The following is a 21,716-nucleotide window of genomic DNA, read 5'->3' as shown; positions in this document are numbered from 1 at the left end:
ATCAGTTTACGCTTAAAGATAAGGCAGGCACAGGATTGCTGAGGCACTTCAGAAGAATTCCTTATCAAATCCGCGCTTCTTCCCAAAACCAACAGCGTGGTCGGCTAGTGGCTACGCACTGCTTCCCTACCTGAAACTTCTACAGAAGATCTTACGCTTTGCTCGGAAAAGTACTTGGCTCTATAAGACCCTAAGTCACGTAAAGTGCAGATTCCCTTTATCTTTGGCCGATGGATTCACTCTACGGCACTTCGCTCAGCCTCCTGACCGACCTCTACGAACTCACGATGGCGTATGGCTACTGGAAAGCGGGACGCGGCGAACAGGAAGCAGTTTTCAATTTGTTTTTCCGCAAACCTCCGTTCAAAGGCGGATACGCGCTGGCCTGTGGACTGGAGCCCGCCCTGGAGTTTCTGCAAACGCTTCGGTTTACTGACGACGACCTGGCCTACCTGGCCGAATTGAAAGGGTCGGACGACCAGCCGCTCTTCGAAGTGGCGTTTCTGGATTACCTGCGCGACATGCGCTTCAGTTGCGACGTCGATGCCATCCCGGAAGGAACCGTGGTTTTTGGCAACGAGCCGCTGGTGCGGATACAAGGCCCCATTTTGCAGGCGCAGATTATTGAAACGGCGTTGCTAACCATCCTGAATTTCCAGACGCTGATTGCCACCAAAGCCGCGCGGGTTTGCCAGTCGGCGCAGGGGGAGCCGGTCCTGGAGTTTGGGCTACGCCGGGCCCAGGGCATCGACGGGGGCATTTCGGCCAGCCGGGCGGCTTACATCGGCGGCTGTGCGGCCACGTCGAACGTGCTGGCAGGGAAACGGTACGGTATTCCGGTGAAGGGCACGCACGCCCACAGTTGGGTCATGTCGTTCGACTCGGAAGCAGAAGCCTTTGCGGCCTACGCACGCGCCCTGCCGAACAACTGTATTTTCCTGGTCGATACTTACAACACGCTGGAGGGGGTCCAACACGCCATCGAAGCGGGAAAACGGCTGCGGGAAGCGGGCCACGAGATGAACGGCATCCGCCTCGATTCCGGTGACCTGGCGTACCTGAGCATCGAAGCCCGGCGTATGCTGGACGAGGCCGGTTTTCCTAAAGCCAGCATCGTGGCCAGCAACGACCTGGACGAATACCTGATTCGCAGTCTGAAAGACCAGGATGCGGCCATCACCGTCTGGGGTGTGGGCACCAATCTGGTGACGGCCTACGACCAGCCCGCGCTCGGCGGCGTCTATAAACTGGCGGCCCTTCGCCGCAACGACGGCACGTGGGAACCGAAGATCAAACTCTCGGAGCAAACGATCAAAGTCAATAATCCCGGTCGACAACAGGTGCGACGCTATCGGAACGACCGGGGCTTTGCGGCCGACATGATTTACGACCTGGATGCGCCCCCTGCGGCCGACCAGGCGCCCGTCATCATCGACCCCAACGACATCACCCGCCGCAAACGCCTGTCGCCCGAAACCCCTTCGGAAGAATTACTGGTGCCGGTGATGCGTGCCGGAAAGCTGGTCTATCCACTTCCGTCCCTGTCGGACGTGCGGCAGCGGGCACACCAACAGCTCGCCTCGCTGCACCCCACCATCAAACGTTTCGAAAATCCTCATCTTTACCCGGTCGGGTTAGAAGAAGCGTATTACCAGCGCAAGCTCGACCTCATCCTGAAAATGAAAGCGATCAACACATGAGTGCTATCAATAAACTCCTGTTCAGTACCCAGGCTTACCACTACCTGAAAAAGAAAATGCTGGCCACCGGGCGGTTCCAGGACGGCCTGACCGAAACGCGCCTGTTTCCGGACGGCGAACGTTACCAGCGCATCCTGACGCAGCCTCGCGAGTTTGACGCGTATGTGCTGGGCGGCACCATTTCCGACGCGGACACGCTGGAGCTGTACGACCTGGCGTCGGGCCTGACGGAACTGGGCGCGCGTTCGCTCACCCTGATGATTCCGTACTTCGGGTACGGCACGATGGAACGCTCGATTAAAAAAGGCGAGATCGTGACGGCCAAAACGCGGGCGCGTCTGCTGTCTTCCATCCCTACCGCCGATTACGGCAACCACATCCTGATGCTCGATCTGCATTCCGAAGGGCTGCCGCACTACTTTGAAGGGAACGTGCGGGCTTTCCACATTTACGCGAAGGATGTGATCATTGCCCAGGCCCGCGAAATGGGCGGGAAAAAATTTGTGCTGGCCTGCACCGATGCCGGGCGGGCCAAGTGGGTGGAATCGCTCGCCAACGACATGCACGTCGACGCGGCGTTTGTGTTCAAACGGCGTATCAACGGCAGCCAGACCGAAGTGGCCCACATCAATGCCGACGTACAGGATCGCCACGTAATCATCTACGACGACATGATCCGGACCGGGAGTTCGCTCATTCACGCGGCCGAAGCTTATCACAAAGCGGGCGCCAAACGCATCGACGTCCTGACGACCCACGGCCTGTTTATAGGCAATGCGTACACAGAATTGCGCAACAGCGGTTTGTTCACGCTCATTTGCAGCACCGACAGCCACCCGAACGCCACGCGCATTCAGGACAAACAGTACCGCCTCTGTTCCGTGGCCGACCTCCTCACCCAGAATGCCCTGACCATCGGCGCATGAGCTATACGTACAAATACCCCCGCCCGGCCGTTACGGTCGATTGCCTGATCTTTACGTACCTACCAGACGAAGCCTCGCTGCGGGTGCTGCTGATTCAACGAAAAAACCCGCCTTTTCAGGACATGTGGGCGTTTCCGGGGGGATTTATCGAAATGGACGAGCCTCCGCTGGCGGCGGCGCACCGCGAACTCCAAGAAGAGACCGGCCTGACGCTCCCGTACCTACGGCAGTTCCATACCTTCGGGAAGGTAGACCGCGATCCGCGCGGGCGCACCATTTCCATTACCTATTATGGCTTTGTGCGTCCGCATGACGTGACCCACCTCGCCGCCGCTGACGACGCCGCACACCTCGACTGGTTCGATGTGCGACAACTGCCCGAACTGGCGTTCGACCACCGGGACGTATTTGAGGAAGCCTGGCGACAGCTGCAGCAACGGCTGCGCTTTTTTCCGGTCGACCGCTACTTGTTGCCCGACACCTTTACCCGGGCGCAACTCCAGACGCTCTACGGCATTTTTCTGGGCGAACCGCCTGCGGCAGAGGCATTCGTGGCATGGATGGCGCAAACCGGCCTCTACCCCCCGACGGGCCAGGACGAAACCTACCACCTCCATCCGGAGACCTACGTGCGTACGATCGAGTGGGGCCTTGACCATCCGTTGCCGTTCCGTCCGTTGTAACCGCGAACTAGAAGCGTAGGGCAAGCTGGCATAAAATGTGAGCGAAGTAAGTTGATTTACAACTACTTCCATTTCCGTTGAGCCATGACAACACGCCTCATTTCCGCCGTTTGCCTTCTGGGAAGCGCGCTGCTGTTCGGGTGCCGCACCCCGCAGGTAGCCCGCCTGACTTCCGACATCTACAGGGCCTTGCCCGCCGACACAGCGATCCGGATTACCACCGGAGACCTGACGCAGGCTTACGAAGAAATCGCCATTATTTCTGTCAGTCCTCCGGCGTTCACGGCCAACGCCCGTGTGCTGGAGAGCCTGAACCTGCGCCTGCGCGAAGAAGCCGCACTGCTGGGTGCCAATGCCGTCATCCGTGTCGACTACGACATGCAACAGGGCGATCACATTGTGCCCGCCGCGACCGGAACCGCCGTTCGGGTGCGTCCCTGAGTGGGCCTTCCAAGTGATTTTTCCGGCTGCCTACGAAGCGTCTAGACCATGGGGCAGGGCCAGATTAGCTTTTCCCGAGGCAGAAAACGATTTTTCTTGTTTTTGATCGGGCCGACCTGTTATCTTTCGTGCCCAATCGGCCTTCTATCTGTGCTACCTAACGACTCCCTCCTATGGCATTTTCGCGTACACGTTTCGCTGCCCTGGCCTCTGCGCTTGTCTGGGCCCTTCTGATCTCGACCACAACACAGGCGCAGCACCCGCTGCTCGAACCGCTGGCCACCTTGCAACAGCAGGTAAAAGAGGTCGCGACCGATAAAAACACCTACGAACAAGCGTTGAGTTTTTCGGCCGACAAACCCTATCTGCTGGAACTCACACGCAAAGAGATCGACAAAAAAGGCAAAGAAAGTCAGCAACGGTACGTATTCAATCTGGGGCTGATGGACAAGAATCTGGTGCGCCGCAACACCTCGCAAGGATTGATGCGCATCAGCGCCCGCTCGGGTGGGCAGCCCGTCATCAAAGAGTACGAAGACGGCGAACTCGACGGCTTTACCGATGAACTGGAGCTGTACTGCACCGACGTCGACAACGCCCGCGCCATCGAAGAGGCGCTCAAAGCGGCCATTCCGCTGGCCGAAGAGGCCTGGAAAAGCACCATCGCGATTCCGACCGAGCTGGCACCACTCCGGCAGTGGATCACCGACCAGGTGCAAAACGTCGAGGCCGGCGACGCTACTTACAAACAAGCGCTTTCGCCGGAAGAGGGACACGCAGCGCGCGGTGTGCTGACCCGACAAAAGTCCACCAGCAAAGGCCTGGAAGACGAAGAGCGCTACGAATGGAACTTCGGCGACTTGCACGAACCCTCGGTTACGATGAAGGTATCCGGAAAACTGATTTCCGTGAAAGCCAACATCCGGCAGAACAAGAAATTCGTGCGCCGGGAAGAAGGCGGCGAACTCAAAGGCTTCGACGACGAGATCAGCCTCTACGCCGCCGACGCCGACCAGGCCCAGGTGCTGGTGCAGGGCCTCCGCGACCTGATTCCGCTGGCACGGGCCGCCTCCGAAAAACTGTTGATTCAACCCACTTCGACCGCCGAAGGACTAACTCATCTCAAAAACCAGATCCAGAGTTTTAAGGTGGGGACAACCAGCTACGAACAATCGTTCGACGGTGATGCCGTGGCGACATACATCCGGACGACTACCGACGAGAAAAAAAGTGAAGAAGAAAAGTTTGTTTTCAACTTCGGTGATCTGAACGAAAAGTCCGTCTCCATCGACGTCAACAAGCTTACGTTCACCGTGTCGGCCACTACCACCAACAAGCAGTCGTTCGTCGGGGTTTTTGAAGATGGCGAGCGGCAGAACTACACCAGCAGCGTAGCCTTTTATGTACCTGACCTGCCGACCGCCAAGCAGCTAGAGCACCTGTTGGTCTACTGCATCGGCAACCTGCGGAAAGACGGCCAGGCGCAGGATCTGAGCTGGTTGAGCGCCACCCTGGCAGGCCTGGACGAACGCGCCCTGGGCATGACTCAGAAACTGGAACTCCGCGAAGGCGATAATTGCAAGATGAGTTTTGCCACCCGCGAAGACGACGGCAAAAAGGTCAAAGAAAACCTCTACGAGTTTAATGTGTACGACCTCGATCCCGACAAGGTCGGTCTGAGTGTAAAAAGCAAGACCGTGAGCGTGGTCGCACCGACCAAATATAACGAGAAGATCATCAAGAATTACGAAAACGGCGACAAGGTTAGCTACGTGAGTAGTCTTTCCATCACCGCGCCCGACATTGAAACCGGCCGCACCATGGTGGCTACGCTCCAGAAGATGATCCGCGACTGCAAAAAGTAATTCCGAGCTGGCTAGCGATCGGCCAGCGGCTCGTTCCCCAAAATGCCCGCTTCCGCAAACAATTGTGCGTAGGCTTTTCCGTACTTGATCTGCAATTCGGCCAGCTTGGTTTCGGCCTCCAGCAGTTTGGTTTCCCGCGAGTTGATCAGGAACAGCGAACTTTCGCCGTTCTCGAACTTCTCCAATTCACCGTCGCGCAACTGCCGGTAGTTGTTGACCATGTCGGTCTGCTGCACCAGCAGGTTTTCGTACGTCAGCACTTCGTTCCAGGCATTGCGCAGGGCATTGTCGATGGAGCGCGCCAGGTACTGCCGCTCCCAGCCCGCCTGTTTTACCTTGGCCGTGACGGCCTGGAGTTTCCCGCGTTCTTTCCGTAGAAAAAGCGGAAATGAAAAGTCGACCCCTACGCGGTAGTTGTTCGAAAAGAAGGCATAGCTCAGGTCATCGCCCACGTGGGGGGTTGCGCTCAACAAATTGAGTTTCAGGTCCAGTTTGGGTTTGAGTTGCTCGCGCGACCAACGCTGGTCGATTTGCAGCTGATCTACCTTCCCGCTGAGTTTAAGCAGTTCGGGATGCTGGCGCTGAGCAACATCGAGCAGGCTGTCGAGCAGAACGGCGGTGTAGGACTCGCGGCGAAACGCATCGGGCCGGAGCGCTCCGTCCAGCACCACGGGTTGCCCCCCCTCGTCCCACAAGTACGTCGAGAGCAGATTCCGTGCATTCTGCACAGCCAGTTGAGCCTGTTGCCACTGCAGCTGGCGACTCTGCAGGTTGATTTTCGCTTCTACCGTGTCGATCGGTGCCAGGTCGCCGAACCGCGCACGCTCGCGCGTGGCCTCGTAGAGCGCCTGCGCCAGCCCGATGCTTTCCTGCAACAGTTCAACCTGCCGCACGGCCAGAAACCAGTCGTAATAATCTTTGGTGGCAGACCAGAAAATCTTGTTCAGCAGCTTTTGCCGCTCGGCCGCCGCCATGGTCTGGTAAATCTGGGCCTGGCGCAAGGTGGCCCGGCGCTGGTCCAGAAACATGCCCTGCCCGAGTGGCACCACCACGCCCGCGTACGCCAACCCTGCCGCCGGAGTTTGCGTCTCGTCGTTTACGTAACTGCCGATGGCCCGCTCGTAGCCGGCCTGCAACTCGATGCCGCCCGGCCATACGGGTACCTTCAGGTAGCTGTTCCAGTTGTTGTAGTAGGTCTTCTCGCCGAATTCTTTCCGCTGATACGAAGCAATGGCCTTGGGATCGAAGTTGCCCCGCGCCTGACGCACTTCCGCGTCGGCAATGTCCTGATAAAGCTCCGCCTGACGTACGACCGGGTGCGTCTCGCGCATCAGCCCGTACAAATCCTGCAGGGTGAACTGAATCGTGCTGTCCTGCGCCCGGGCGGCGGGCAAGGTCAGCACGAGCCAGAGCACAATCCGCACCCCACAATTGCCGACAAGTGATTTCAGGTACCTCATTTCTCGGTCGGGGTTTTCTCTACGGCTGCGGTTTTGGCGTCGGGCATATTTTCCAGGCTGGGCGGGAAGCCGTTCAGCTGCCGCCAGAGTTCGTACCAGATGGGCACTTCGTTCAGCATGGCCCATCCGTATACGCCCGATCCCTGGCGCAACTGCGCCGGCCAGGGCTCTTCGTTCGGGTCCGGCGTGACCAGCACCCGATACTTCCCATTCGCACTGTTCACATAATCGATTACGGCAACGCGACCGCCAAAGGTACCGACGGCCACACTCGGCCAGCCCGAGAATTGAAGCGCCGGCCAGCCGTCGAACTCCAGCCGCACCGGGTTGCCAATGTGCAACAGGGGAACGTCCATCGGGCGAACGTAGATTTCGGCCGCCACGTCGGGCTGATCGGGCATGATGGTCACCACCGGATCGCCTTCTTTTAACGTTTCGCCGACGCCCGTTTTCAGCGCCCGCACCACGTAGCCGGTCTGCGGGGCCGTCACGAAGTATTGATCTCGGCGAATCTCCAGGTTAGCGTAGTAGTTCCGCAACTTGCTATATTCGGCTTGGGCACCCGCTAGGTAAACTTCCTTGGCGGCGCGTTCGGCCACCGTCTTCGAGATTTTATCGCGGTATTCGGCCTGCAGCGACGTGAGTTGCAGGCGCGCGTTGATCAGTTCCTGCCGGGTTTCCAGCAGCTTGTTTTCCTGCGATACCACTTTGGCAGCGGTTTCTTGGAGCTTCTGCCGGCGGCTTTCGTAAGCCGTCAGCGACACCAGCCCTTTGCGGTAGAGGCTGTCGTACCCGTTGAACTGCCGCTGGGCAATGGCGTACTGCACACGCTCGTTTTCCAGGTCGGTGCTGTCGCTCACAACCTTCAGCCGCACCTGCGTGACTTTATTACGGGCCTTTTCCAGACTGATATCCAGCCCCTGTTGCAGCGCGTTCAGGTTCACGTTCATCGCTTCGATCTGCTCGCGCGTCGCCGCGATGGCCTCCTGCTTGGCGTCCAGCTGTTCGGCCGTGCGGGTCAGTAGTGCCGGATCAAAGTATTCGGTTTTTACTTCGCCGAGCTGCAGCAGGGTATCGCCCGCCTCCACAAACTGGCCTTCGCGCACTTTCCATTCCAGAATACGGCCTGCAATTACCGCGGGCACCATCTGCGGGCGGTCTTGCGGGGTGAGGGCCGTAATCTGCCCCGTGCCGGTGATGTTCTGCTGCCAGGGCAGAAACAGACAGATGATGAGCAGACTGAAGATGCCGATGATCCAATACGCCAACACACGCCCTACCCGCGGGGTATGCAGGGTATTCATGGTTTGTAGTTCGTACTGCGCCAGCGGATCGTTTACCCGCTCTTTTGACAGATTTAACATGGGTTACTGCGTTAGAAAATGACGAGCTACAGTTGTTGTAAGAATGGATTCTGTTGTTGGTGCAATGCTTCGTAGGTGCCCTCGGCCACCAGCGCGCCTTCGTGGAGGATCAGCACCCGGTCGCACGCGGCCAGCACCGTCGGATCGTTCGACACGCACAACAACGACCACGGATGGCGCGAGTCCGTCAGCATGGCGATCATCTCCTGCTTGGAACGCCGATCCAGGGCCTGAAGAAAATCGTTCAGGATCAGGAGCCGGGGCCGCGACACAATGCAACGCGCCAGCATGATGCGGCTGGCAACTGCCGGGGGCAGGTTCCGCCCGCCGGGCAACAGTTCGGTTTCCAGTCCCTCGGGCAGGGCGCCGACCTCTTCGTCGAGGCGGGTCTGGCTCATGGCCCAACGCACGTCCTGATAGCTGATCTGTGGTTTGCCCAGGGTGATGTTTTCGAGCAGCGTACCGTTAAACAGGTCGTCGCGCGATACGTTCTTGCTCACGTAATGCCGGAGGTCGGGCAGGTACACGTCGCGGGCCGAAACGCCATCGAAGCGCACGTCGCCCTCAAAATGGGTCTGCACCCCCGCCAAGATGCGGAGCAGCGCTTCTTTCCCGCTCGAATCAAAACCTGCCAGCGCCAGCCGCTCGCCGGGCTGCAGGTCGAACGATAGGTTGTCTAACAACACTTCATGCTGGTGCTCTTCGGTATAGCGGAGTTTCCGCACCTGCAACTGCAGACCCGGCGTGGTGTCTTGCTTGGAAGAGGGCAGGCCAATGCCGTTGAGGCGTTCCAGAGGCAAATCGGTCACCTGCGCAATTTTTTCCACGCCCGTCAGCGTGTCGTAGATCGTCTCCATGCTGAGGATGGTCTTTTCGACCGCGCCCAGAATCAACACGATGATCACCTCCGAAGCCACAAACTGCCCGAGGGTAATCTGCCGGTCGACGACCAACAGGGTACCCAGCACCAGCAGGCTACCTGTGATGATGGTCTTGAACGTGACGATGTTGATAAACTGCGTCAGCAACACCTTGAAGTGCTTCTTGCGGTAGCGCAGGTAACCGTCGAGCAGATGATCGGTTTTTTGCAAAGCCAGGTTGCTGCGCCCCGTCAGCTTGAACGTCGTCACGTTGCGGGCCAGCTCTTGTAGCCAGTAGGCAATGCGGTACTTGTACTTCGATTCCGTCAGGCTGGTTTCCAGGCCTTTGGTGCCCGTGAAGTAAAAGATCAGAAAGAGGTAGAGCAGCAGGGCCAACCCAAAAAATACGAAGAAGGGGTGGTAAAAGGCCAGCAGCACCAGGCCGAACAGAATTTGCAGGGCTGCAGCCGTCAGTTCGATCAGGACCTTGGGCAACCCCTTTTGCACCGTCACCACGTCGAAGAACCGGTTCATCAGCTCCGGCGGATGGTGGCCGTTCCACGCTTCCAGCTTTACCCGCGGCACCCGGTACGAAAACTCGAACGCCGCTTTGGCAAACAACCGGCGCTGCAAAATTTCGACCAGCGTCAGCTGCATCACCTGCAAGGCGCCACTCAGAAAAACGCCCACGATCACGAGCGAAATCAACACCACGACCGAGTTAAACACCAGCCCGCCCGAGATCAAACCGATGATGGCCTGAATGCCCAGCGGCAACGAAAGCGTGATCAGTCCCGCCGCAATGGCGTAGATGTAGATGTAGGTGATGTCGCGCCGCTCCGCTTTCAGCATGCGGTAAAAGCGCTGCACCGGCTTCAGCACTTTGGCCACCCCCGAGGCATCTTCTTCGCTTACCAGCGTTTCGTGCGCAAACACCGCCAGGTACAGCACCTGATCGTGGTCGTCGGCGTGCAGGTTCCGCAACAGTTCGGCATCGACCGCGCGGGGCATCTCCCCGATGTCGGTGTACTGAAATGCCTGTGTTTCTTTATCGTGTGTGAAAATGACGGGCGCCCACCGCTCGCCTTCCTGCACGAAGGCCACAACCGGGAAATCGGCCCGCACGACGTGCTGCCGGAAAAGTGTGCGCGGTATGTGGTGTCGCAGGATGCGCAACGACACTTGCTCGGCCCGCTCTGCCAGACCGGCAATAAGGGACTCCAGCGAATGAACATCGCACGTAGGGGACAAGGCAGGTTTCTCGATCGCCGGTGCCTCTTCCTGGCGAACAAGTTCCACCAACCGGTGAATAGCCGTCTCGATCATCGGGATTACTAATTAGTAGCAATACTACTATACCAAAAAGCAATCTCTTTGTTCCAAGAAGTATCCTTATACAAGCAATTCTAATACGATTCTAATCTCGCGCGGTTTCTGCATCGGAGCGAATTTCGCGGTGCGGCCATAAAAAAAGCGGCCCTTCCCGAAGAAAGGAGCCGCTTGGTAAGAAGTTAAGGCAGGATCAGACGATCTCTACCAATTGAATCTCGAAAATGAGGTCTTTCCCGGCCAGCGGGTGGTTGGCGTCGAGCGTGATGCTGCTGTCGTTGATATCTGTCACAACGACGGGAATCTGGCGGCCGTTCTGGTCTTGCATCGCCAGTTGCTGACCCACTTCGGGGTTGATATCTGGCGGCACCTGCTGGCGGTCCAGCGTCATGATCATGTCTTCGCGCACGGTACCATAGGCTTCCGCAGCGGGAATTTCGACCGTCTTCGACTGGCCGGTTTCCATGCCGTGTACAGCGGCATCAAATCCTTTGATCATCTGCCCACCGCCGAGCGTAAACTCCAGCGGCTCCTGCCGAGGAATGGACGAATCGAACGTGGTGCCATCCTGCAACCGACCTGTATAGTGAACCTTTACGGTGTCTCCTGATTTCGCTTGTGCCATAATCTATAGTTGTCAATATAGGTGATAAATTCCTGCAAGGTACCCAATTCTGCGGAGCTGTGTTTACCTTTCAGATAATCAATACGTTAAGCCTCTGCCAGCACCTTGTGGGTTGGGGCACCCCAGAAAATAAAAAAGCCGCTTCGTAGGAAGCGGCTTTTTCGTGCAGCACTGATGCTTAGAATTTTTTGCCGGGATAGTACGCCAGTTCGCCCAGTTCTTCTTCAATGCGGAGCAATTGGTTGTACTTGGCCATGCGGTCCGAACGCGACGCCGAGCCGGTTTTGATCTGGCCGGTGTTCAGGGCCACGGCCAGGTCGGCGATGGTCGCGTCTTCGGTTTCGCCCGAACGGTGCGACATTACCGCTTTGTATTTATTGCGATTCGCCAGGTTGACGGCCGCGATGGTTTCGGTCAGCGAACCGATCTGGTTCACTTTCACCAGAATCGAGTTGGCAATGCCCTGGTCGATGCCCTGTTGCAGGCGCTTCACGTTGGTGACGAACAGGTCGTCGCCCACCAGTTGGATTTTGCTGCCGACCAGCTTAGTCAGCTCGCTCCAGCCCGCCCAGTCGTCTTCTTCCATGCCGTCTTCGATGGAAATGATCGGGTATTTGTCCACCCACTCTTTCCAGTAGTTCGCCATTTCGGAAGGCGTCAGTTTGTCGCCAGTCGATTTTTTGAAGTGGTACTTGCCATCTTCGAAGAACTCGGACGAGGCCGCATCCATCGCGATGAACACGTCTTCGCCGGGACGGTACCCTGCCTTTTCAATCGCTTCCAGCACGACCTTGATGGCGTCTTCGTTCGATTTCAGGTTCGGTGCAAACCCCCCTTCGTCCCCGACGTTGGTCGAGTAACCGCCCTTTTTCAGAACGCTTTTCAGGTGGTGGAAAATCTCCGAACCCATTTTCATGGCGTGTGTGAACGACGTAGCGCCCGTCGGCATCACCATAAACTCCTGGAAGTCGATGGAGTTGTCGGCGTGGCTGCCACCGTTCAGGATGTTCATCATCGGAACCGGCAGCGTGCTCGCACTCACCCCACCGATGTAGCGGTAGAGCGGCTGTTGCAGTTCGGCGGCGGCGGCTTTCGCCACGGCCAGCGAAACGCCCAGAATGGCGTTGGCACCCAGTTTGGCTTTGTTGTCGGTGCCGTCCAGTTCCAGCATGACCTTGTCGATCAGCCCCTGTTCGAATACCGTGTAGCCTTCCAGCTCGTCGGCGATGATCGTATTGACGTTTTCAACGGCTTTCAGCACGCTCTTGCCCATGTACTGGCTTTTGTCGTCGTCGCGCAGTTCGACGGCTTCGTGTTTCCCGGTCGAGGCGCCGGACGGGACGGCGGCGCGGCCCAGAAAACCGTTGGTGGTGCGGACATCTACTTCGACCGTAGGGTTGCCACGGGAATCGAAAATTTGGCGGGCGATGATGCGTTCGATCAGGCTCATGTGAATGTGTTTCGTTAGGTGCGTGGAAAATAGCGCGTTTTTCGCGCGGATGATGCGCGGCGAAATTAGACGTTTACCACTTTTATATACAAACCCGGCCCCGATTTTTATGCGACCGAGGGGGATAGGCGGCAGGGCCGGCGACAAAAGGCGGATTTTGGAGAGAGGGTGGCATAGCCGAAAAGTTTTCGCTTATTTGGCAGCTTACTTCTCCCTTTGCATGAAATACCTTCTTTCCGTTTTACTTTTTAGCCTCAGTAGTTTTGGGTACGGACAGGCCACGCCCGACAGCGTTTACCTGTTTTCGTATTTTAAAGGCAACGGCGAAGACGGCCTGCACCTGGCCTACAGCCGCGATGGTTACACGTTCACGGCGCTGAACGACGATCAACCTTTCCTCACCCCCACCGTCAGCGACGACAAGCTGATGCGCGACCCCTGCATTATTCGCGGCGCCGACGGCAACTTCCACATGGTCTGGACGGTGAGTTGGAACGACCGGGGCATCGGCTACGCTAGTTCGCCGGACCTGATCCACTGGTCGGAGCAGCGGTTTCTGCCCGTGATGGCCCTGCACCCCACGGCCCTGAATACCTGGGCGCCCGAGCTTTATTACGACCAGCCACGCAAAGAATACCTGATTTACTGGGCCACGACCATTCCCGGACGCTTTCCGGAAACGCAGGCCGCGGGCGACGAGAAATACAACCACCGGATGTATTACGTCACCACAAAAGACTTCCAGAAGTTCAGCGACACAAAACTGCTGTACGATCCGGGTTTCAACGTGATCGACGCGACCATTCACCGGACGGGCAAGCGGTACGTCATGTTCCTGAAAGACGAAACGCGCACGCCACCGCAGAAGAACCTGAAAGTGGCCTACAGCCGAAAACTTACCCGAGGCTGGGGACCGGCCAGCGCCCCCATCACCGGCGACTACTGGGCCGAGGGCCCGACGGCCATCCGGCTCGACGGCAAATGGACGGTCTATTTTGACAAATACCGCGATCACCGCATGGGGGCCGTGCAGTCGGACGATCTGGAACACTGGACCGATATTTCCGACCGGGTGCATTTTTCTAACGGGACGCGCCACGGCACCATCTTTAAAGTCTCCGCCAGCGAATTTGAAACCCTTCAGCAGGCCCTGCCTGTTTCTGCCGAGTAAATGGAACAATTTACCCCCTCTGCGCGCAGCAAAGTCAAGCGCATTCCGAAACGCGGTGCGTACGATGCCGCCACGGTCTACAGTATTTTGGATGCCGGATGCATCGCCCACGTGGGCTTTGCCGTTGACCAGCAGCCGTTTGTTATTCCCACGATTTACGGCCGGGAAAACGACACGCTCTATCTACACGGGGCGACCACCAGCCGAATGCTGCAGCAGTTGCAACGGGGGCTCCCGATCTGCGTGACGGTCACCCACGTGGATGGCCTGGTGCTGGCGCGGTCGGCGTTTCACCACAGCATGAACTACCGCTCGGTGGTGGTGTTCGGTACGGCAACGCTGGTGCCCGACGACGAAAAGATGCACGCGTTGGCGGTGGTGTCCGAACAGATTCTGAAAGGCCGTTGGGAAGAAGTACGGCTGCCCAATGCGAAGGAACTGAAGGCAACATCGGTGGTGCGGGTGCAAATCGAAGAAGCATCGGCCAAGATTCGGACAGGCGACCCCGGCGACGAACCCGAAGATTATGCGCTGCCGATCTGGGCGGGCGTGGTGCCGATGCACACGACCTTCGGTCCGGTCCAGCCCGATCCGGCGATGGAAACGCCCCTGCCGACACCGGCCAGTGTAGCGGCGCTGTATCCGAAGCAAGGCCCTTCTTCCGGCGCCTCAGCCGAAGATCCCTCTCGTGATCAGGCATAATCCCCATGACGATGCGCCGCTCCGGGTCCGAACCTCCTGCTGCTTTCTCTGTGCGCGGCACCAGATGGTTGCTGATTGGTATCATCGCCCTGGCCTTGACGAACTTCATTCTGGTGCGGTACGTGGACGTGGGCGAGGGGCGGCACCTCAGTGGGCAGATCGTCACCGCGGGGGAAGTGAAACAAGCAGCGGCACGCACGGCCTTGTTTGGCCTGCCGCTCATCGGTTTTCTGCTCGGCACCCTGATCAGTCTGCTGCCGTACCGAAAGCTACCTTACCGAAAAAAGTACCTGCGTTTTTCCCTGGTCCTTGTCCTGGTCCTGCAAACGATCATGCTACTCCTGGCCCTCCGCAACCTGCTGCTGTGGTGACCTGCGCAGGTGCAGCTCGCACTGACGAAGTGCATTTCTTCCCCATCCCGCAATCCGCCCCAATAGCGCTACTCTTCCATAAATTCGGAGGGTGTTTTGCCGAAGTGCTCGCGGAAGCGTTTGGTAAAGTACGACTGGCTGTTGAAGCCGACCAGCATCGAAATTTCGCTGATGTTGCCGCCCTGCTGGCGCAAGAGGCTGGCGGCCTTTTTGAGGCGCAACGTCCGGATAAATTCGCTGGTGCTTTGTCCCGTCAGGGCGGTGAGTTTGCGGTGCAGGTTCGAGCGACTCATGCCGATTTCCTGCCCGAACGTTTCCACGTCGAACTCGGTGTTGCTCATGTTTTCTTCCACCAGCGCCAGCGCTTTCTGCAGAAACTGCTCGTCGATCGAGGTGATCGTCTCTTCCGTAGGTTCCAGGGTCACCCGCTTGCTGAAACGCTCCCGCAACAGGCGGCGCTGCTCCAATAAGTTGCGGATGCGCAGCTCCAGTTCTTCCAGTTTAAACGGCTTGGTCAGGTAATCGTCGGCCCCCGTGTCCAGTCCCTCCAGCTTGCTTTCCAGGTCGGCGCGGGCCGTCAGCAAAATCACCGGAATGTGGCTGGTACGTTCGTCCTGTTTCAGGGCGTGGCACAGTTCGTAACCGTTCATTCCCGGCATCATCACGTCGGCCACCACCAGGTCGGGGATCAGCTCCAGCGCATACTGCAGTCCTGTGTTTCCGTCCGGCGCTTCTATCACCTGCCACCGTTTGGACAGATTCCGGGTCAGAAACTGCCGCAGGTCAGGGTTGTCTTCCACCACCAGCATGTGTGCCGACGCGCCCTCGGCCACCACGGGCGGCGGCAACGCAGGTGGCGTGGCGTGTACCGTGTGCCGTGTGGGGATTCTGTCACCATCGGGCAACACTTCGCCTGCAACCGGCGCATTGGCCAGAGGAAGGGTCACTCGGAACGTGGTGCCCTCGCCGGGTGCACTTTCGACCGCAATCTGCCCCGACAGGAGTTCCAGCAGTTCGCGCGTCAGGGCCAGGCCGATGCCTGCGCCTTCGTACGAGCGGGTCGACGAAGCATCGACCTGATAGAACCGATCGAAGATGCGCGCCAGTTGTTCCGGCGGAATGCCCACGCCCGTATCGGCGACGCTCACCTGCAACAAGCTCTGCGCGGGCCCGGTCAGTTCCAGTTGTGCCGTCAGCACCACCTGCCCGCCGACCGACGTGAATTTGAAGGCATTGGACAACAGGTTGGTGACGATCTTCTCCAGCTTGTCGGAATCGAGCATCACCCAGTGCTGAAACTCCGGCAGGCTATAGCGGTAGACGATCCCCCGCCCTTCGGCAAGCGACACGAACGACCCGGCCAGCATTTTGAGTACGCCCTGGATTTCTACCGGCCGCGTCTCGGTCGTCAGGCTACCTGCCTCCAGCTTCGCCAGATCCAGCAGTTGGTTGATCAGTTGCAGAATCCGGTTCGTATGGTGGTTGATGATCCGGTAATCGGCCTGCCGTTCTTCGGCGTCGGGCTCCTGAAGCATCAGCTGTTCCAGCGTTCCTCCGATTAGCGTCAGCGGCGTGCGGAACTCGTGCGAGATGTTGGTAAAAAAGCGCGACTTGGCGGTGTCCAGCTCGCGGAGCTTGTCGTATTCGACCTGTTGCACGCGGAGGTCGGCTTTCATCCGTTCGCGGTTGGTAATCACGCGAAACATCACGCCGTACAGCGCAATGGCCAGCAGACCATACAGCCCGTACGCCCACCACGTTTTCCACCACGGCGGACGAATCACCAGCGGCACCGACTGTTCGGTCCAGATGCCATCGCTGCTCGACACTTTTGCCCGGAACCGGTAACGCCCCGGCGGCAGGAAGTGGTACGATACCGTCCGGTCGATGCCCACCCGATGCCACGCCGCGTCGTAGCCTTCCAACTGGTACAGGTGTTCGTTCTGTTCCGGATTGTTGTAATGGAGGCTGGTGACCTGAAACATAAAGCTGTTCTGGTCGTGTTTTAGCGAAATCGGAATCTGCGCCGTCAGAGCCTGGCGGAACGCCTGCGCGGTAGCCACACTGTCGTCCGAAATCGGTAGTTGAAACCCCAGTGCCAGTTGCGGCGGCGTCGTGTTGCGTGGAATCTCCTCCGGCACAAACGTATAGTAGCCCGTTCCGGTACCGGCAATTAGCTGGTGGTCGGGTGATTTGTAAAAGTTGTAGTAACCCGTGGTGCGCTGGGTTGGGTAAGTCGTCACTACGTTTTGCCGGGTATCTACCTTGGCAAAGCCGGCGGCGGTACAGAACCAGATGTGCCCCTCGTCATCCTGCTCCACGGCGTAGACATCCCGAAAAGGCTGGCCGGTTCCCTGGTTGGTCAATGCCGTCAGTGTTTCCGACGCAGGGTCGAAGCGGTACAAACTGCCCATGATCTGCTTGGCTCGGCGGCTGGCCAGCCACAAAATGCCCGAGGCGTCTTCTTTAATGGCAGAGATGTAGTCGGGTGTGGGGTAGTGAGTAAACTTCCCGCTCGCCCGGTCCAGCCGGTTGAGGCCGTTCCGTGTTCCGACCCACAAGCGTCCCTGCCGATCTTCGTAGGCGGTATAGACCGAGTCGCTGCTGAGGCTGGTAGAGTCCTGGGGGTAATGCCGGTAATACACAAAGTTTTGTGCGGTTTCTTCCCAGTAACCCAGTCCGTCGCCAAGGGTACAGACCCAAAGCTGCCCGGCGCGGTCCTCGGCAAAGGCGTGGCTACGCGCCCGCGTTTTTGTCGTATAGCGCGCAAACTGTCCCGTCTCGGCATCCAGCCGATTGGGCCCGCGCTGTGTGCCGACCCAGAGCCGCCCCTGGCGGTCTTCAAAAAGGGCATATACCGAATCGCCGCCCAACGTCGTCGTGTCATCGGGCAGGTACGGATGGTGTACAAACGCCTGGGTGCGTTTCTCAAAACGGTCGAGTCCACTCCCGAGTGTTCCGATCCACAAGGTTCCGGACCGGTCCAGGTACAGCACGCTGAGCGAGTCATTGCTCAGACTTTGCTTCTGGTCCGCCTGGTGGCGAAAGCGTTGCTCTTGTCCCGTTTTCTGGTCGCGCCGTACCAAGCCGGCATACAAAGTATGAATCCATAAGGTACTGTCGGGAGGCGCCACGATCGCATTGACCGGAAAAGGCGTGGAATGGAATGGAAACGATACCTGAAAGGGATTGACGCGGTAAAATGCGTTGCCCGAAGCGCCCATAAAAAGCGTACCGTCGCGGGTAACGTAGCCGGTCCAGAGATAACGGTCCTGCAAGCCCTGCCCCCGGATGGCGTTGTAGTTGTGTTCGTAGTGGGTCGTTCGCTGCGTGGCGGGATCGTAACGATTTACGCCGCCCAGCAAGGCCCCGATCCAGAGCGCACCGCTGCCGTCTTCCTGCAAAAACGTAATGCCGCTCTCGCCGACTTTCAGGACGGACAAGGCGGTGGTGCCGAATTGCTCGTACGGGCGGCTCAGGTGATGCGGCTGCGCCGGATCGTACCGCAACCGAGTGAACGTGCCTCGCTCGCGGTCCATCGTGTGCAACCCGTCGCCGAAGGTACCGACCCAAAAGGTTCCACGGCTATCTTCCAGCAACGCACCGATGCGGTTGTCGATCAGGCTGGTCGAGTCGGACGGATCGTGTAAAAAACGCGTGAACCGGTTCGTCGCCCGCTCGAAGCGGTTCAGGCCCCCGGCCCCCAGAGGCGTATCGCCCGACCAATAGCTGCCGGTACCGACCCAGAGCGTGCCGCTTCGGTCTTCGTACAGCACCCGCACCTGATCGTTGCTCAGACTCGTCGAGTCGTCGGGCTGGTGCCGGAAGTGTTGAAACGTGCCGGTGGCGCGGTCCAGCAGGTCCAGGCCGCCGTGGGTGCCGACCCAGAAGTTGCCTTCGTGATCTTCTAGGAGGGTCGTAACGCGGTTGTGTCCGAGGCTGGTCGAATCGCCGGCCACGTGGGCGAATCGCGTCAACGTCGCCGTAGCGGGATCGAACCGGTCCAACCCCTGCCACGTCCCGATCCAGAGGATACCGTTTGCGTCGGTGTAGACCGTTTCGAGCCGGGTCTGCGGTGGCGCCAGCACGTTGTAGACCGACGTGGTTACCTGGTAGCCATCGTAGCGAAACAACGCACGGTCGGATACGAACCAAAGGTAGCCCTGCGGATCTTGCGTGAATTGCAAGGCCGTTCCCCAGTTTACCTCGTTGTGGGGCGTAATGGGGGTGATCGTGACGGGTTGCGCCACGAGCCGCCCGCTTAAAGCCAGGCCCAACAAGATTCCGAAAATCCGTGAAAGTAGCTTCATACGTTTCTACATCAAGCTACAACTGACGTCAGCACAACGCCCGAAGACACCACTCTTGTCTTCCTTTCGCTTGTATGCCATGTGCCTTACCCACGGGCTTGCGCCCCGGTAAAGCGTCTACACTCTATTTTGGGATGAACCAGCGTAATGGTGAAGAGGAAGAGGAGTATGTGGAACCAGCTTGCACATGTTCTGAGTCGAAGTTGGCGACCACGACATCAGCCCCTCGTACACTACCGTTAAAAACTTGCCGAACAAATAAAGTAGACCAGCACCGCTTTCACAACAAGATTCTTACTTTTTTGCAGGAAATCGGGCCGGTTTTTTTCTGCGCTACAGCCTTGCGCATCTACCTGAAAACCAACGCACTGCCTTACAGACCCGCCTACTCTCACCCTACTTCTCCTCCGTTAATAACCCAGCATTGCGGTTGGTAACCAGTTACTTACACAAAGAAGTGGTACAAAGCCCGGGCTTCGTTACGCCCAGCAGCTTTTACACGCCGGCTGGTAAACGTCCTGTGAAGCGTTGGCGTGAACATCGAAGCAAACCGGTGCCTGGGTAATGGTATCCTAAGCGCATCTCAGTCCGCCCGGCATCTCTATGCCTGAAACCGGTCAGCACTGGTAAGTTGTACGAGGGCGTACGACATCCACCGATGCGCTTGGGCGAGCCTCGCCGCCGGCGTTGCCCCTTCCCCACGACTTGCCTGCGTCGGGGCGGGGTTTCCTTCACATTATCAATCCATTACGCCCCCAACTTCGCAGCTGCCGTCCCGGAGAATCTTCGTACCTTCGGATGAAGTTTTCACTATCTACATGTGTAGCTAGTGTAGTTACATCAATTTGGTGTAACTTGCCCGCCCTGAGTATATCGGTGGCTCAGCGCAACAGCCGGAGTCGTGTGCCCCCTGCCATTTTTTATCGCACACGGGCTACATTTCTCGGGCTGCTGAAAGGCCGACTTTTCCGTACCTACCCACCACTACGGTCCTCTTGATGGCTTTGCGCGGACTACGGTTCCGCCGTCCCGTCTTCGCGGCGGTTGCATGCCCCTGTCGCAGGGGGCAGTTACTTGAACTTTATTTGGATGGAATCTTAGTACATGAATCTCTTTTTTACCCGCTGGTGTCTGGTTTTCTGTCTACTGGCCCCTACCCTTTCTGCCCACCCTCCTGCCGATTCGCTGGGATCGGAGGCGACGTTGGACGCGTGCATTCGCTATGCACTGCTGCACCAGCCGGCCCTCCGGCAAACGGCACTGGAACAGGAGATTACCAATGCGGACATCCGCATCCGGCTGTCGGACTGGTTGCCGCAGGTAGGCTTTAACTACTACATCCAGCATTACCTGAAACTACCGGTTTCGGCGTTTCCGGACCCATCGAATCCGGATGGCCCCCGGCGGATTGTGACCATTGGTCTGAAAAATACGTCGGCCCTACAATTTTCGGCCTCGCAGACGCTGTTCAGCGCCGATGTGCTGTTTGCCAGCCGAACGGCCCGCGACTTTCGTGCGCAGTCGTACCAGCAAACGCAGACGGCTAAAATCGACCTGACTGTCGACGTGAGCAAGGCGTTTTACAACGTGCTGCTGACCCAGCAACAAACGCAGGTGCTGCAGGAAACCATTGCGCGCCTGGAACGCAACCTGAAAGATGCGTACAGCCAGTACCAAGCGGGCATCACGGACAAGATCGACTACAAGCGGGCGACCATTTCGCTAAACAATGCCCGCGCTCAGCTCAAGGGCATCTCCGAAAGTCTGGAAGGAAATTATGCGTTGCTGAAGCAATTGATGGGCTACCCTCACGAAGCGCCCTTGCAGGTGGTGAGCGATACGGCCGCGCTGCAACAGGCGGTGCCGCTCGACACATTGCAACAACTGCAGTTCGAAAACCGGGTGGAGTACCAACTGGCCCAGACCAACCTGCGGTTGCAACGCGCCAATGTGGCCTACAACCGGCAGGCGTTTCTGCCGTCGTTGTCGGCGTTTCTGGACTACAACATGCTCTACCAGAACGACCAGATCAGCGAGATTTACAGCCGGCAGTTTCCGAACTCCGTGACGGGCCTTCGGCTGGCGCTCCCGATTCTGCAGGGAGGCCGACGCCTGCAAAACATCCAGCGGGCCAACTTGGTCTATCAGCAGTCGGAACTACAGGTAGAAAACATTCAGAACCAGATCAATACCGAGTACACGCAGGCGCTGGCTACGTATAAGAGTAACCTGGCTGACCTGCAGGCCAACGAAGAAAACCTGACTATTGCGCGGGAAGTCTACACCACCGTAAAGTTGCAATACGACGAGGGGATCAAGACGTATCTGGAAGTAATTGTCTCGGAAACCGACCTGCGGACCGCCGAACTCAACCGCCTCAATGCGCTCTATCAGGTGCTTTCGGCTAAACTCGATGTACAACGCGCGCTGGGCACGCTTTCGCCCGATCAAGAATAACG

The 21,716-nt window shown here is 58.1% G+C and carries 15 protein-coding genes; 9 read left to right on the top strand and 6 right to left on the bottom strand.

Features of this window, described 5'->3' with window-relative positions; all coding sequences use genetic code 11:
• Positions 1-230: 230 nt before the first annotated feature.
• The 5 genes from BLR44_RS05500 (at position 231) to BLR44_RS05480 (ending at position 5,615) form a co-directional block, all read left to right on the top strand.
• Complete coding sequence (locus BLR44_RS05500) at positions 231-1,700, top strand: nicotinate phosphoribosyltransferase (protein WP_089680068.1); 1,470 nt, start codon at positions 231-233, stop codon at positions 1,698-1,700.
• Positions 1,697-2,626 (top strand): ribose-phosphate diphosphokinase, encoded by a 930-nt coding sequence (gene prs, locus BLR44_RS05495; protein WP_089680065.1) that lies wholly within the window; start codon positions 1,697-1,699, stop codon positions 2,624-2,626. The genes BLR44_RS05500 and prs overlap by 4 nt, the downstream gene beginning before the upstream one ends.
• A complete protein-coding gene (locus BLR44_RS05490; RefSeq protein ID WP_089680063.1) occupies positions 2,623-3,309 on the top strand; it encodes an NUDIX domain-containing protein in 687 nt (228 codons plus the stop codon). Before prs ends, BLR44_RS05490 begins: the two co-directional genes overlap by 4 nt.
• Before the next feature lie 84 nt (positions 3,310-3,393).
• Positions 3,394-3,750 carry a heavy metal-binding domain-containing protein gene (locus tag BLR44_RS05485; RefSeq protein ID WP_089680061.1) on the top strand — a complete coding sequence of 119 codons (357 nt, stop codon included), beginning with the start codon at positions 3,394-3,396 and terminating at the stop codon, positions 3,748-3,750.
• Between the two features lie 173 nt (positions 3,751-3,923).
• Complete coding sequence (locus tag BLR44_RS05480) at positions 3,924-5,615, top strand: hypothetical protein (protein ID WP_089680059.1); 1,692 nt, start codon at positions 3,924-3,926, stop codon at positions 5,613-5,615.
• A gap of 11 nt (positions 5,616-5,626) precedes the next feature.
• On the opposite strand, the gene BLR44_RS28525 is transcribed toward BLR44_RS05480, so the two are convergent.
• The 5 genes from BLR44_RS28525 to eno form a co-directional block, all read right to left on the bottom strand.
• Entirely contained in the window at positions 5,627-7,075 is a 1,449-nt protein-coding gene (locus tag BLR44_RS28525) for a TolC family protein (protein WP_176955904.1), read from the bottom strand.
• Positions 7,072-8,439 (bottom strand): HlyD family secretion protein, encoded by a 1,368-nt coding sequence (locus BLR44_RS05465; RefSeq protein ID WP_089680055.1) that lies wholly within the window; start codon positions 8,437-8,439, stop codon positions 7,072-7,074. The genes BLR44_RS28525 and BLR44_RS05465 overlap by 4 nt, the downstream gene beginning before the upstream one ends.
• 26 nt (positions 8,440-8,465) lie before the next feature.
• Positions 8,466-10,625 carry a peptidase domain-containing ABC transporter gene (locus BLR44_RS05460; RefSeq protein ID WP_089680052.1) on the bottom strand — a complete coding sequence of 720 codons (2,160 nt, stop codon included), beginning with the start codon at positions 10,623-10,625 and terminating at the stop codon, positions 8,466-8,468.
• Between the two features lie 196 nt (positions 10,626-10,821).
• Positions 10,822-11,253 (bottom strand): FKBP-type peptidyl-prolyl cis-trans isomerase, encoded by a 432-nt coding sequence (locus BLR44_RS05455; protein ID WP_089680050.1) that lies wholly within the window; start codon positions 11,251-11,253, stop codon positions 10,822-10,824.
• 178 nt (positions 11,254-11,431) lie between these two features.
• Entirely contained in the window at positions 11,432-12,703 is a 1,272-nt protein-coding gene (gene eno / locus BLR44_RS05450; RefSeq protein WP_089680048.1) for a phosphopyruvate hydratase, read from the bottom strand.
• A 220-nt stretch (positions 12,704-12,923) separates the two neighbouring features.
• Here eno and BLR44_RS05445 point away from each other — a divergent pair, with 220 nt between their 5' ends.
• Genes BLR44_RS05445 through BLR44_RS05435 form a run of 3 tightly spaced genes read left to right on the top strand, consistent with a single transcriptional unit; the run spans position 12,924 to position 14,947 of the window.
• The gene (locus BLR44_RS05445) at positions 12,924-13,874 is read left to right on the top strand and encodes a glycoside hydrolase family 43 protein (protein WP_089680046.1); all 951 of its coding nucleotides are present in this window, start codon (positions 12,924-12,926) and stop codon (positions 13,872-13,874) included.
• The gene (locus BLR44_RS05440) at positions 13,875-14,576 is read left to right on the top strand and encodes a pyridoxamine 5'-phosphate oxidase family protein (protein ID WP_089680045.1); all 702 of its coding nucleotides are present in this window, start codon (positions 13,875-13,877) and stop codon (positions 14,574-14,576) included. It begins immediately after the preceding gene.
• Between the two features lie 50 nt (positions 14,577-14,626).
• Positions 14,627-14,947, top strand: a complete 321-nt coding sequence (locus BLR44_RS05435; protein WP_143017133.1) for a hypothetical protein — start codon at positions 14,627-14,629, stop codon at positions 14,945-14,947.
• Between the two features lie 68 nt (positions 14,948-15,015).
• Here BLR44_RS05435 and BLR44_RS05430 read toward each other — a convergent pair whose 3' ends face one another.
• On the bottom strand, positions 15,016-19,257 hold the full coding sequence (locus BLR44_RS05430; protein WP_089680041.1) for a two-component regulator propeller domain-containing protein: 4,242 nt from the start codon (positions 19,255-19,257) through the stop codon (positions 15,016-15,018).
• Positions 19,258-20,361: 1,104 nt separating this feature from the next.
• Here BLR44_RS05430 and BLR44_RS05425 point away from each other — a divergent pair.
• The gene (locus BLR44_RS05425; RefSeq protein ID WP_089680039.1) at positions 20,362-21,714 is read left to right on the top strand and encodes a TolC family protein; all 1,353 of its coding nucleotides are present in this window, start codon (positions 20,362-20,364) and stop codon (positions 21,712-21,714) included.
• The last annotated feature ends 2 nt before the right edge of the window (positions 21,715-21,716 follow it).

It is taken from the genome of Catalinimonas alkaloidigena (assembly GCF_900100765.1).
Classification (GTDB): Bacteria; Bacteroidota; Bacteroidia; order Cytophagales; family Flexibacteraceae; genus Mooreia; species Mooreia alkaloidigena.
Note: the sequence above shows the minus strand (reverse complement) of the source record. Positions and strands in the feature narration are given on the sequence as shown.